11 protein-coding genes and 2 pseudogenes are annotated in these 13,258 nt (G+C 60.0%); 5 read left to right on the top strand and 8 right to left on the bottom strand.

Annotated features, from left to right (window positions below; all coding sequences use genetic code 11):
- Positions 1-88: 88 nt before the first annotated feature.
- Complete coding sequence (gene pyk / locus JFV26_RS17020) at positions 89-1,540, bottom strand: pyruvate kinase (protein WP_201194129.1); 1,452 nt, start codon at positions 1,538-1,540, stop codon at positions 89-91.
- Positions 1,541-1,712: 172 nt separating this feature from the next.
- On the opposite strand from pyk, the gene JFV26_RS17015 reads away from it, so the two are divergent.
- Positions 1,713-2,096, top strand: coding sequence for a tetratricopeptide repeat protein (locus JFV26_RS17015; protein WP_201194127.1), 384 nt, complete (start codon positions 1,713-1,715; stop codon positions 2,094-2,096).
- A 246-nt stretch (positions 2,097-2,342) separates the two neighbouring features.
- The gene (locus JFV26_RS17010) at positions 2,343-2,702 is read left to right on the top strand and encodes a PilZ domain-containing protein (protein WP_201194125.1); all 360 of its coding nucleotides are present in this window, start codon (positions 2,343-2,345) and stop codon (positions 2,700-2,702) included.
- Between the two features lie 156 nt (positions 2,703-2,858).
- Here JFV26_RS17010 and JFV26_RS17005 read toward each other — a convergent pair whose 3' ends face one another.
- The 6 genes and pseudogenes from JFV26_RS17005 to JFV26_RS16980 all read right to left on the bottom strand — a co-directional run bounded on the left by JFV26_RS17005 (position 2,859) and on the right by JFV26_RS16980 (position 9,713).
- Positions 2,859-4,190: a DUF58 domain-containing protein gene (locus tag JFV26_RS17005; RefSeq protein ID WP_201194124.1), complete on the bottom strand. Its 1,332-nt coding sequence runs from the start codon at positions 4,188-4,190 to the stop codon at positions 2,859-2,861.
- Positions 4,191-4,329: 139 nt separating this feature from the next.
- On the bottom strand, positions 4,330-5,328 hold the full coding sequence (locus JFV26_RS17000) for an AAA family ATPase (RefSeq protein ID WP_201194122.1): 999 nt from the start codon (positions 5,326-5,328) through the stop codon (positions 4,330-4,332).
- Positions 5,325-6,487 (bottom strand): annotated as a pseudogene (locus JFV26_RS16995) (DUF4350 domain-containing protein). The gene JFV26_RS17000 and the pseudogene JFV26_RS16995 overlap by 4 nt, the downstream one beginning before the upstream one ends.
- Positions 6,484-8,027, bottom strand: a pseudogene (locus JFV26_RS16990) (DUF4129 domain-containing protein). The pseudogenes JFV26_RS16995 and JFV26_RS16990 overlap by 4 nt, the downstream one beginning before the upstream one ends.
- Complete coding sequence (locus JFV26_RS16985; RefSeq protein ID WP_201194121.1) at positions 8,014-8,991, bottom strand: stage II sporulation protein M; 978 nt, start codon at positions 8,989-8,991, stop codon at positions 8,014-8,016. The pseudogene JFV26_RS16990 and the gene JFV26_RS16985 overlap by 14 nt, the downstream one beginning before the upstream one ends.
- The gene (locus tag JFV26_RS16980; RefSeq protein ID WP_201194119.1) at positions 8,988-9,713 is read right to left on the bottom strand and encodes an RDD family protein; all 726 of its coding nucleotides are present in this window, start codon (positions 9,711-9,713) and stop codon (positions 8,988-8,990) included. The genes JFV26_RS16985 and JFV26_RS16980 overlap by 4 nt, the downstream gene beginning before the upstream one ends.
- A gap of 186 nt (positions 9,714-9,899) precedes the next feature.
- On the opposite strand from JFV26_RS16980, the gene sbcB reads away from it, so the two are divergent.
- A complete protein-coding gene (sbcB, locus tag JFV26_RS16975; protein ID WP_201194116.1) occupies positions 9,900-11,330 on the top strand; it encodes an exodeoxyribonuclease I in 1,431 nt (476 codons plus the stop codon).
- Positions 11,331-11,431: 101 nt separating this feature from the next.
- Here the strand turns inward: sbcB and mvaT are convergent, their stop codons facing one another.
- Positions 11,432-11,809 (bottom strand): histone-like nucleoid-structuring protein MvaT, encoded by a 378-nt coding sequence (gene mvaT / locus JFV26_RS16970; protein ID WP_100845258.1) that lies wholly within the window; start codon positions 11,807-11,809, stop codon positions 11,432-11,434.
- Positions 11,810-12,148: 339 nt separating this feature from the next.
- Between mvaT and purU the strand changes: the two genes are divergently transcribed.
- Positions 12,149-12,997: a formyltetrahydrofolate deformylase gene (gene purU, locus JFV26_RS16965; RefSeq protein WP_201194114.1), complete on the top strand. Its 849-nt coding sequence runs from the start codon at positions 12,149-12,151 to the stop codon at positions 12,995-12,997.
- A 79-nt stretch (positions 12,998-13,076) separates the two neighbouring features.
- A complete protein-coding gene (locus JFV26_RS16960; RefSeq protein ID WP_201194113.1) occupies positions 13,077-13,253 on the top strand; it encodes a hypothetical protein in 177 nt (58 codons plus the stop codon).
- Positions 13,254-13,258 lie beyond the last annotated feature (5 nt).

Below are 13,258 nucleotides of genomic sequence, written 5' to 3'. Positions count from 1 at the left end.
ATATGCCGAAGGCTGCGATCTTTTGATCTTCAACGCAAAAGCCCCGCCATTCACATGGCGGGGCTTTTGTTTTTCAGCTGTCCGTCACTCAGACCATCGGATCGCCAACGTGCAGGATTTTCATCCCGTTGGTACCGCCGATGGTGTGGTAGCTGTCGCCCTTGGTCAGGATGACCCAGTCGCCTTTCGCCACGACGCCGAGCTTGAGCAACTCGTCGATCGCGGCCTGGCTGACTTGCTCAGGCGGCAGCGATGCCGGGTCGAACGGTACGGTGTAGACGCCACGGAACATGGCCGCGCGGGCCTGGGTTTCGCGGTGCGGGGAGAACGCGTAGATCGGCACCGAAGAGCGGATGCGCGACATGATCAACGGCGTGTAGCCACTTTCGGTCAGGGCGATGATCGCCTTCACGCCCGGGAAGTGGTTGGCGGTGTACATGGCGGCCAGGGCGATGCTCTGGTCGCAGCTTTCAAAGACCTTGCCGATGCGGTGGCTGGAGGTCTTGCTGGTCGGGTGCTTTTCAGCACCGACGCAGATGCGCGCCATTGCTTGCACGGCTTCCAGCGGGTACAGACCGGCAGCACTTTCGGCCGAGAGCATCACGGCGTCGGTGTAGTCGAGCACGGCGTTGGCCACGTCGGACACTTCGGCGCGAGTCGGCATCGGGTTCTGGATCATCGACTCCATCATCTGGGTCGCGACGATCACCGCCTTGTTGTGGCGGCGTGCGTGCAGAATGATTTTCTTCTGAATGCCCACCAGCTCGGCGTCGCCGATTTCCACGCCGAGGTCACCACGGGCAACCATCACCGCGTCGGAAGCTTTGATCAGCGCATCGAGGGTGTCGTCATCGGCCACGGCTTCGGCGCGTTCGATCTTCGCCACCAGCCAGGCAGTACCGCCGGCCTCGTCGCGCAGTTGACGGGCGTATTCCATGTCGGCGGCGTCACGCGGGAAGGACACGGCGAGGTAGTCGACTTCCATTTCAGCGGCGAGCTTGATGTCGGCCTTGTCTTTTTCAGTCAGGGCTGGAGCGGTCAGGCCACCGCCGCGACGGTTGATGCCTTTGTGGTCCGACAGCGGGCCGCCGATCAGCACGGTGCAATGCAGTTCGGTGGCGGTGGCGGTATCAACACGCATCACCACGCGGCCGTCGTCGAGCAGCAGCTCGTCGCCCACACCGCAGTCCTTGACCAGATCCGGGTAGTCGATGCCGACCACTTGCTGGTTGCCTTCGGTCAACGGATGGCTGGTGGAAAAGGTGAACAGATCACCGATCTTCAGCTCAATCTTTTTGTTGGCGAATTTGGCGATACGGATTTTCGGGCCTTGCAGGTCACCCAGCAGGGCGACGAAGCGGCCGTGCTTGGCAGCGAGGTCACGCACCAGCTTCGCGCGAGCCTTGTGCTCGTCGGGGGTGCCGTGGGAGAAGTTCAGGCGGGCGACGTCCAGGCCAGCCAGAATCAGCTGTTCGAGAACTTCCGGCGAGTTACTGGCCGGGCCAAGGGTAGCGACGATTTTGGTGCGACGGACGGACATGCATAGACTCCTGAGTTCAAGCGCTGAGTGAGGCTACTATGCTCTCTGGCTGTAGTCATTGTTCGAATGCACTACTTATTCGTTTTTATCTTGAAACGAATACTTTTGGTTACAGGCCGCCTGAAGATTTTGCGCAACGGGTCGATACAGAGCTCAAGACAGGAGAACCCCCATGCGATTCGTGCTCATTGCCGCCCTTGCCATCAGCGCCCTCAGCGTCACGGGCTGCACCCGTTGGTCGATGAACCATCATTTGAATAACGCCTACAGCGCCTATGACCGGGGCAATTGCGAGCAGGTGATGCTCGAGCTGTCCAAGGTTGACCGCGACAGCCGCGCCCGGCGCTACGTGCAGCCGGAAGTGTCGATGATGCGCGGCCAATGCCTGGAACGGCAAAAGCTGTTTATCGATGCCGCGCAAACCTACGAGTTCATCATTGCCTCGTACCCGCAAAGCGAATACGCCTACCGTGCCCGCGCGCGCCTGGAAACCCTGCAGTCGCTGGGTCATTACCCGACGCGCAGCGCGGCGGCGGTGCAGCCGACCGGCTTCTGATGATAGATCTCATACAACGGCTGGCCGACTGTATAGGGTGGGCTATAGTCGAATAACCGGATTAGAGCCTTGCCTCTAAACTGACGTAACACTTGCGACTGGCAGCGGTAGACGTGGCAGCGGTTTATGGATTGCCACACCGGAAGCAGGGAGAGCGGGCCTCTATTGCTTATATAAATGAAGCAAAGCGCCCGTTCCGAAGCATTGGTGCGGCCCTGCTTAAGGGCCTTGCGTAGCGAATTCAGCATGTTCACTGAGCGCCGTATCGAGCGGCATCAACTGCCGTATTTTCTGAAAGTGTTCAACAGCGTCACCGACAAACCCATCGGCTTTCTGGGCAATGTGTCTGAAGACGGGTTGATGCTCATCAGTCAGTTGCCGATGATGGTTGGCGCGGACTTCGACTTGCGTCTGAAAATCCCGGGCAGCGATGGCTGCCAGCAGGTTATCGACGTGCGCGCGTATTGCCTGTGGTGCCACGAAGACGCCACACCCCACCACTATGACACCGGGTTCCGCCTGCAACGGGCACCGCCGGAATATGGGCAGTTGGTGAATGCTTTGCGCCGGTATTTCAGCTTTCAGCCGTTGCCTGCTTCTGCCTGAGCAACCAAAAATCGCAGCCTGCGGCAGCTCCTACAGGATCAGTGTTTACCCACCATGTCCTGGTGACACGGTCCCCGTAGGAGCTGCCGCAGGCTGCGATCTTTTGATCTTGCTTTAAGGCGACAACGCGGCGGGAAAACTAATTGAGAACGCCGCCTAAAGCACGCCGGCTTTTTTCCAGCTCAAATAACGCGTCACCAATCCGGCTCCCAATTCGTGGGGCCGGGCTTCAAGCACCGGCACACCATGAGCACTCAGCCGCTCATGGAGCTCGGCCCGTGCATTCAAATAGTCGACCGTACCGCAATAGGCCAGTGCCTCGGGTAAGGTTTGCACCGGTGCCTGCCTCAGCTCATCGAGTACCTCTTCGCGCAAGCTGACCACCAGCACTCGGTGTTGGCGGCCCAGGCGCATGACGGCACTCAGCAGCTCCTCGTCGTCTTCATCGCGCAAGTTGGTGACGATGACCACCAGCGCGCGGCGCTTCTGACGAACGAGGAGTTGGCTGACGGCTGCCTGGTAGTCAGCGGGGCGTTGCGTGTTGTCGAGGTCGTAAACGGCGTTGAGCAGCACTTTGAGCTGGCCCGGACCTTTGACGGGTGCGAGGTAACGCGGTTGATCGCAGGCAAAGGTACTCAAGCCCACAGCATCGCCCTGGCGCAGTGCAACGTAGCTCAACAGCAGGCAGGCATTCAGCGCGTGGTCGAAGTGGCTGAGTTCGTCATCCTGACTGCGCATTCGTCGGCCGCAGTCGAGCATGAAAATAATCTGTTGGTCGCGCTCGTCCTGATACTCCCGGGCAATCGGCGTGCGTTGGCGGGCGGTGGCTTTCCAGTCGATCTGGCGCAAGCTGTCGCCTTCGCGGTATTCGCGCAACTGATGAAACTCCAGCCCCAATCCACGCCGCTGGAGCTGGCGCACGCCGAGCTGGCTGAGCCAGTTATCCACCGCCAGCAGTTGGCCGCCGTAGAGCCGGGCGAAATCCGGGTAGACACGGGTGGTGTCGGCCACGCTCAGCAGGCGTTTACCGGACCATAGTCCTAATGGGCTCGGCAGGTCGATTTCGCAGTGTTCGAAAGCGAAGTGTCCGCGCTTGAGAGGGCGCAGGCGATAGCGGATCAGGCTGCGCTGGCCGGGTTGCAGTTCGACTGCTTGCGGCAAGTGTTCGACGCTCAAACCGTCAGGGGCATGATCGTAGACCTGTACGTTCAGCGGTTGTGCAAAATCATGTTCAACCTCCAACTGCACATCGCCCCAACGACCGAGCGCCAGGCTGCCGGGCATCTGTCGTTTGAGGCGCGGCGAGGGCAGACGTTTGAGGCCAATGGCGTCGAGAACGCTCAAGGCCAGAAGCGCCAGCAACAGTGCCCAACTGATTGATGGCAGGTTTTTGGGTATGTCGATTTCGAGCGCCCGCAGCGCACCCAATACGATGCCCAGGCCTAGCAGCGCCGAGAGCCAGATCAGCAACAGACGCGAGGGTTTCATCGGGTGGCACCGCGTTGTGCATTCAAAAGATCGCAGCCTGCGGCAGCTCCTACACCGATCGAGTGCAGCCACAGCCCCCCTAGGAGCTGCCGAAGGCTGCGATCTTTTATCCAGGCGGTGCAGATTTTGATCAAGGTGTTCAAACCCTCGGCGCCGTGACTTGATCCAGCAACTGGCCGAGCACCTGATCAACGTCCAGCCCTTCAATGTCCAGCTCCGGAGCAATCCGCACCCGATGGCGCAACACCGCCAGGGCACAACCCTTGATGTCGTCCGGTATCACAAACTCGCCACCGCGCAACAATGCTCGTGCCCGGGCACAACGCACCAGGGCAATCGATGCCCGTGGGCCCGCGCCGAGAGTCAGGCCGGGCCAGGAGCGAGTGGCGCGGGCCACACGAATGGCGTAGTCGAGCACCTGTTCGTCAAGGGGCAAGTCGCTGGCAATGCGTTGCAGCGCCATCACGTCCTTGGCCTGCAACACCGTGCGCAAGGGCTGCACGTCGAGCATGTCGGCGCGGGTCGAGCGGCTGACCTGGCGGACCATGTCCAGCTCTTGCTCGGCGTCGGGGTAGTCCATGCGCACCTTGAGCATGAAACGATCCAGCTCGGCTTCCGGCAGTGGGTACGTGCCTTCCTGTTCAATCGGGTTTTGCGTGGCGAGCACCATGAACGGTTGCGCGATGGGCAGTGCCCGGCCTTCAAGCGTGACCTGGCGTTCCTGCATGGCTTCAAGCAGCGCCGCCTGGGTTTTGGCCGGGGCACGGTTGATCTCGTCGGCCAGCAGCAGGTTGGTAAACAACGGTCCCTTGCGCAGTTTGAACTGCTCGGTTTGCAGGTCGTACACCGCATGCCCGGTGACGTCGCTGGGCATCAGGTCCGGGGTGAACTGGATGCGCGCGAACTCGCCGCCGAAGCAGCGGGCGAGGGCACGGACCAGCAGGGTTTTACCCAGGCCGGGTACGCCTTCGAGCAACACATGGCCGCCGGCGATCAGTGCGCCAAGCACGTCATCGATCACGGCATCCTGGCCGATCACGGCTTTCTGCAATTCGTTGCGCACGGCCTGGGCCAATTGGCTGGCGCGCTGGCGCTGCTGGGCGGCGTGCTGTTGTGTGCCGGGCTCGATCTCACTCATAGGGCATTCCTCAAGGTTTGCAGGTGGGCGACCTGACGGCTGAACTCAGCGCTGGACAGCCGCTGTTTCGGGCGAGGGCTCAGGGCCTGGCTGATGGCGCGGGTGGGTTGCCGGGTCAGGCGCGCGAGCACCAGCCATTGTTCGGTAACCGCCAATTGTTCGAAACCGGGATGACGGCGTCGGGCGCGGCGCAAAATGTCTTGCTGCAAGGCTTGCAGCAGGTTGTTCTGCCCATTGCGACGCCACATGAAATCGGCGCTGGTGCGCAAGTGCTCCTGAAGTTGTCGGCGTGCCCTTGGTGCGGACTCAAGGATCGGACCCTGACGTACACCGACGTGCCAGCAACCGAGGATAATCAAGGCGGCGAGGGCGACCAGTGCCTGGGGGAAGTAGCGCAGCAGCAAGGTCAACAGCGAGTCGTGATCAGTGTTGTACAGCAACGTCACGCCGGTGTCGGCGCTCAGGTACCAGAGCAGCCAGGCATTGTCGTATTGGTCGATGGCCGGGTTTTTCCACAGGTCGGCATCGGTGACCACGGTGATCGAGCCGAGCCCGTGGTCCAGCTGCATCATGTGCGTGGCTTTGCCACTGTTGGCCCAGGCCTGGGCGATATTTTTCGGGTCTTCGAGGTGGAACTCGGTATCGAAGCTGACGTACGCCGGGGCGTCTTCGTCTTCCAGGTAGAGCTTGGTCAGTTCTGGATAAGGATCGTCGATGGGGTCGGGCGGCAGGTCCCTGAGGTCTTTGCTCAAGGTCTGGTGCAACTGCACCCGGTCGAGCAGCGGGTCTTTACTCTGGCCGGTCTTTTCATCCCACAAGGACTCGGCAACGAACAGCAGACGGCCGCCGGCCCGGGTCCAGTTCAACACCTGATCGATCTGGCGCGCGGTCATGGTCGAGCGATCCCCGAGCAGCAGCAGGCTGTGTTGGCGAGGGTCGATGCCGGGCAGTACGTCGAGGCTGTTGGCGTGAGTAACGGCGAGGCTCTGCTTGCGCAGGAACTGCTCCGCCGCCAGGTAGGGATTGGCCCGTGCTTCGGGGAGGCGCCGTGATCGACGACTTCCTGATAGGGTGTGGCCTTGAGGTACAAATAAAAGCACAACGCGCCAAGCAACACCGCGAACAGCGCGCCAAGCGCCTGCCATCCACGCCGGCTCAATGGGCGGCTCCCGGGTTGAACAGCGCGCGCCAGCCGTCACAGAGTTCCTGTTGCAATTGCGCCGGCGGCAAGCGGTGCCCGTAGGCCATGTTCTGCCAGTGTCGGGTCAGGGTTTGACTGAAGGCCAGCAGCGCCGGTTGTTGCAATTGCCCTACGCGCACCAGCACCTGGCCTTCGGTGTCGGCGTCTTTCAAGGGCAGGTTGAAGTCATGCAACAAGCGGCTGAGCAGGGCGCGATACAGCAGCCCGAGGGCCTCCCGAGGGTTGGTCTGCCAGAGGATTTCGGCACTCGCGGCAACGTCGGCCGGCAGGGTTTGGTGATAGACGTCCAGCCCGAATAACTGCTTGGGCACCGGGCGATCGAGCTTTCGACGAAGGGCCGGTCGACGGTTGACAAACGCCTGCAACCACTCGCGGTAACGCCAGATCAACAGCCCTGCGGCCGCAATCACCGCGCCCCACAACACCACTTCGATCAATGTGGCCAGTGCGCTGAAACGTTGATTGTCCAGCAGCCTGAGCAGCGTCTTCAGCCATTCGGGGGCGTTGCCATCGGACGGGGTTTTGGGGTGGGCTTGTCTTCGCCAAAACGATATCGGGTAACGGTTTCCTTGTTCTTGAACGGCGGCTGATCAAGGATCGCCTTGATGCTGTCCCGGGACGCCTGACTGGTCAGGGGCTGGTCCAGCAGGCGCGGCGAGTCCGGTGAAATGACCGGCTCGGCGGCCCAGACGGTTTGCGCCGTCGGTATGCATGCGATCACCGCCAGCAGCAGGACGACTGCCGCGCCGCTCAGGCGCTGACGCATCCGGCGGAACACCAGTTCGATATCCCAGGCCTCCAGCACCGTGCGCCGGTTCAAATAAAGGCTGAAGCCGCAGGCTACATAAACGGGTTCCCAGGCCACCAGCACCAGTGCGTAAAAGGCGTTGGTCAGGTGCTCCAGCCACAGCCAGTCGTGATTGACCGCGGCGATGAGGGTCTGCCAGTTCCAGTCCAGTTCAATCTGCTGGGGCAAGAGCAGGTAAAACAGCACCATCAAGCCGATCCACAAGGCGCTTTCCAGGTGCACGCCGATGATCGTCAGCCACTGCGCGGCACCGGCATTGCGTTGCAGCAGGACGTGCAAGCGCTGTTGTCGCGCCATGCCGCTCAGGCCTTCAAGTTGCACCACCGGCATCACGAAGCTGCGGTTCGGGCTCAGGCGCCGCCAGGTCAGGCTCGCCAGCAGTTGTGGCTTGAGCAGTTGCGGCCATTGGCGCAGGGCTTGTTTGAGCGTCGGGGTTTCACCGAACAGGGTTTTGGACAGGATGTACAACGGCAGTCGTTCGAACGCCGGTTTGAGCCACCAGAAAATAAACACGGCCAGCGACGGTGAATCCCATAACAGCAGGCTGAGCAGGGCGAACGTCGGCAAGGTCACGATGGCCCAACTGGTCATCAACAGGTGACGGTGCCGTTGACTCATCAGCACGCCCAGGTCCATGGCTTCCCAGGTGGTGCGCGGGCGAATCACCACGCTAGCGTCACTCAGGCGCATGGCGGGTCCGTCCGGCAAACAGCAGGTACACCGCCACCAAGCACCAGAGCGCAACGCCGACCAGGTATTTGGTCATCGGCGTGGGCGCGGTCATGGACGACCAGTAGGCTTCGATAAACGCGGCAATCAGCAGAAACAGCATGACCCCGCAAATCAGCAGTACGCTTTTACGCGCAGCCAAACGCAAGGATTCGGCCCGAGGCAGGCGCCCCGGTGCAATCAGCGCCCAGCCCAGTTGCAGGCCGGCAGCGCCGGACAGGGCGATGGCGCTCAACTCGAAGGCCCCGTGGCCAATCACGAATGACCAGAACGTTTGCCCGTAACCGATGTGGGTCAGGTGCCCGGCTACCGCACCGATCGTCAAGCCGTTGAAGAACAGGAAAAACGCGCTGCCCAGGCCAAACAGCAAACCACTGGCGAAGGTCTGAAAGGCGATGCCGATGTTGTGCATGATGTAGTAGCCGAACATCACCCAGTCTTCGCTGGCCGCCCGTTCGGCCGACCGACCGAGGTGCCCGGCAACGGGGTCATACATGCTTTGCATCTCGGTCACCTGCTCGGTCGGGATCAGGTTGTAGATCAGGTCCGGGAACAGGTACACCAGCCAGCCCATGCCGATCAGGCTGCCAAAAAACATCAGGCCGGCGGCCAATACAAAAGGCCACTGTTGGCGTACCAGTTGCGGGAAGCCGGCCAGGATGAACGCCAGCGCGTTGGCCCCCAGTCGGCTGCGATGCCGGTAAAACTGTTGATGGCCGCGCAGCACCTGGTGCTGTAACGAGTCCACCAGGAAACTGCTGTAGCCACGCTCGCGTGCCAGGGCCAGGTGTTGGCAGAGCCGACGATAGTCTTTCGGGAAACTGGCGATTCTTGAGGCTTCCTTGCCCCGTTCCAGCCGGTCAAGCATGAGGGCGAACTGCTCCCATTCGGCCTTGTGGCGACTTTCGAAAAGGCTTTGCTTCATGCGGGGCCCAACAAGCTGCGGGCGATGCCGTTGAGTTCAGCCACCGCCCGTGGCGCTGGAACCTGCAATGGCTGGGCGAGGATGGTTGCCAGTTCCTGGACCCGGGCATCGGAGAGCTCACCCTGGCGTTCGGCAAAACCGAGGATGGCGCGTTGCTCGGTCAGCGTCAGGGCAAACGCCGGGCGCCTGGGTTGGGCTTCAGGCAGTTCGGGGCGGGTGAGCGGTTTTTCGCTGTAGATCACCAGCGTGCCGGCGGCCAGGTCGCCGAGGCGCTTGAAGGTCGGGTGTTGCAGGCAACTGATGGCCCCCAGGAAATAGCCGAACGGCAACAGGTCGACAAAACGCAGCAGGTTGCGCAGCAACGAGGCCGACCAGCCGACGGGCGTGCCATCGTCCTGTACCACCCGCAACCCCATCCATTGCTTGCCGGGCGAGCGACCCTGATTGAGCACTTCGAACAGCACCATGTACCACCAACTGACCCCGAACAGCAGGATCGAGCCCAGCCCGGCACCGAGTTTGCCGAGAAACGCCAGGACGCTGAACAGCAAACCGAGCATCAACCCGCGCAGCCCGAGGTCGATGGAGAACGCCAGCGCACGGACCATCAGCCCGGCCGGGCGCAGTGGCAAGTCGATGCCTTCGGGCGTTTCGACTTGATACCGCGTATCCAGTGGCGGGGACAGCGTCGCTTTCCTTGGCAGTGCTGTGGTCTCGAGCATGGGCAACCTGAATGATGGGGCCGGGTCGGGATTCAATCTCTGTCCGATGCTAGCAGTCTCTCGGGGGCAAACGACATAACTATGTAGTGCACAGTGAGAAGCCGCAGGTAATTGAATGACAGATTGATTGGCCGCAGCGACTTGTCTGCGCCTAAACTTCGCCAGTCTTCAGTTCAGGAACAGCCCGTGACCTCCATCTTCTGGTACGACTATGAAACCACTGGCATCAACCCCCGCTGCGACCGCCCGCTGCAAGTGGCGGGGATTCGCACCGACTTCGAACTCAATGAAATAGACGAGCCGGTCAACCTTTACTGCCAGCCCAGCGACGACATCCTGCCGCATCCGGCAGCCTGCGCGATCACCGGTATCACGCCAAGCCTCCTGGCCGGGCAAGGGTTGAGCGAAGCCGACTTCATGACGCGGGTGCATGCCCAACTCGCGGCCCCCGGTACCTGTGGGGCGGGTTACAACACGTTGCGTTTCGACGACGAGATGACCCGCTACAGCCTGTATCGAAACTTTTTCGACCCGTATGCCCGTGAATGGCAGGGCGGCAACAGCCGCTGGGACCTGATCGATGTGGTGCGCGCGGCCTATGCCTTGCGTCCCGACGGCCTGTCATGGCCCGTGGACGACGAGGGGCGGGTGACGCTTAAACTGGATCGGCTGACGGTGGCCAATGGTATCGATCATGGCAATGCCCACGAGGCCTTGTCGGATGTGCGCGCCACCATTGCCCTGGCCCGACTGATTCGGGAAAAACAACCGAAGCTGTATGACTGGCTGTTCCAGTTGCGCAGTAAACAGAAGGTGATGGATCAGGTTCGGCTGCTGCAACCCATGGTGCACATTTGCGGACGTTTTTCGGCGGCTCGTCACTATGTCGGTGTAGTGCTGCCCCTGGCCTGGCACCCGCGCAACAAGAACGCGCTGATTGTCTGCGACTTGCACCTGGACCCTCAGGGCTTGCTTGACCTGGATGCCGAGACGCTGCGTCAGCGCCTGTATACCCGCCGCGATGATCTGGCTGACGGCGAGTTGCCGGTGCCGCTCAAACTCATTCATATCAACAAATGCCCGGTGGTGGCACCGCTGTCGGTACTTCGTCCTCAAGATCAGCAACGCCTGGGGCTGGATATGGCGCTATATCAGGAACGGGCGCTGCGGCTAAATGACGCACAGCAAGTTTGGCGAGATAAAGTCGCGGCGATTTATTCCAGCGACGATTTCTCGTCAAGCCAGGACCCGGAGCAACAGTTATACGATGGCTTTATCGGAGATCGGGATCGGCGTTTGTGTGAGCAAGTCAGAGCTGCTGACCCTGCACAATTAGCGCAACAACAATGGCCGTTCGATGATGAACGTTTACCTGAATTATTATTTCGATATCGCGCACGTAACTTTCCCGAGACATTGAGTTTCGAAGAGCAAGAACGCTGGCGAATATTCTGTCAGCAACGATTGTCCGCGCCTGAATGGGGAGCGCCAAATACCCTGGAATCATTTGCAGAGGCAGCCAGCCAATTGGCGATTAGTGCTACATCGATTCAGCAAGCGGTGCTCAATGAATGGCAGGATTATGTCCAGGCATTGCGCAGACGTTTGAGTCTTTGAGTTCGAACATGAAGGTTGCCTGAACCTCAGGCATAAAAAAACGCCAGCATCAGCTGGCGTTCTTTTGAGTCGCAAAATCAGTCTGCGACAGGTGTTGCGGCTTAGCCCAGCAGGGTAGCCCAGCCTTCAACCACGTCACCGCCCCACTTGGCTTTCCACTCTTTCAGAGTTTTGTGGTTGCCACCTTTGGTTTCGATGACTTCGCCGTTGTGCGGGTTTTTGTATTGTTTAACTTTGCGAGCACGCTTGGTGCCAGTAGCTTTTACTGCGCCGCCGCGTGGTGCTTTGGTTTTGGACTCTGGATCCAACAGCGCGATGATGTCACGCAGGGATTTGGAGTATTCACCCATCAGGGTGCGCAGTTTACCTTCGAATTCCAGCTCGGTTTGCAGTTTGTCGTCTTGGGACAGGTTCTTCAAACGGGCTTGCAGCTCTTTGATAGCTTCTTCGGTGGCGCGGTATTCGTTGATCAAGGACATGAGGACTACCTTATGTAGGACGCAGGATGGCAGGAGACAGTGCGGCAATAATAGTCAGGGTGTTTCACCAAGTAAACATTTAACCGAAGTTTTATTTAAATGAGTTGCGCTGATTAGGGCATAAATTCGACATGCAGTTAAATAGTGTGATGCCGTCAGCACACCTATTCACAATTGGGCGCTTGAACATGGCCTGCTACAGCACCATTGCGCTGGCGCGTGATGCGGCTGCCGCCTGTGCCGTTGGCCGATACGCAGGGCAAAGCGTTATCAATACTGCAGTTTTGCTGCGCAATCGCTAGAATGGCGGCCTTTGCGAAGTTCTGGAGTTTGACCCTCATGCGCACTTTTCGGCTGGTGATTGCTTGCCCGGACCGCGTCGGCATCGTTGCTAAAGTCAGTAACTTTCTGGCGTCACATAACGGCTGGATCACTGAAGCGAGCCATCACTCGGACAATCTCAGTGGCTGGTTCTTCATGCGTCACGAAATTCGTGCCGATTCGCTGCCTTTTGGTATTGAAGCTTTGCGCGCAGCGTTCGCGCCGATAGCCGAAGAGTTCTCCATGAACTGGCGTATTACCGACACTGAGCAGAAAAAGCGCGTGGTGTTGATGGCCAGTCGTGAATCTCATTGCCTGGCTGACTTGCTGCACCGCTGGCACAGTGATGAACTGGATTGCGAAATTTCCTGCGTGATCTCCAACCATGACGACTTGCGCAGCATGGTCGAGTGGCACGGCATTCCGTACTACCACGTACCGGTGAATCCGCAAGACAAAGAGCCGGCTTTCGCCGAGGTTTCGCGCCTGGTCAAACAGCACGATGCCGAAGTGGTCGTGCTTGCCCGTTATATGCAGATTCTGCCGCCAGCGTTGTGCCGCGAATATGCCCACAAAGTCATCAACATTCACCACAGCTTCCTGCCGTCGTTCGTCGGTGCCAAGCCGTATCACCAGGCTTCCCTGCGTGGCGTGAAGTTGATCGGCGCCACTTGCCACTATGTCACCGAAGAACTGGACGCCGGTCCGATCATCGAGCAGGACGTGGTGCGTGTCAGCCACAGTGACAGTATCGAAGATATGGTGCGCTTTGGCCGCGACGTCGAGAAGATGGTGCTGGCCCGTGGTCTGCGCTATCACCTGGAAGACCGGGTGCTGGTGCACGGCAATAAAACTGTCGTGTTCTGACACTGACAGTTGAAATCCGAAGGGCCTGGGCGTTCAATCGCTTCAGGCCCTTCGCTGTTTCTGCACTGAGGGCATGACCATGGCCGATCCACTGGATAAAGCCACTTCCAAGGCGCCTGCAACATTGGGCGAGGGTTGCTTGAGTCGTTATGACCCGGATGACATGAGCGCGGAGGATGGGACGGAGTTTCCCGGTGCCGCCGAGTTGTGGGAGCAGTTGAAACCAGCGCCCGACAACGAAACCGGGGACGCCTGAAAAGA

Source organism: Pseudomonas sp. TH31, assembly GCF_016650815.1.
In the GTDB taxonomy this organism is placed as follows: domain Bacteria; phylum Pseudomonadota; class Gammaproteobacteria; order Pseudomonadales; family Pseudomonadaceae; genus Aquipseudomonas.
Note: the sequence above shows the minus strand (reverse complement) of the source record. Positions and strands in the feature narration are given on the sequence as shown.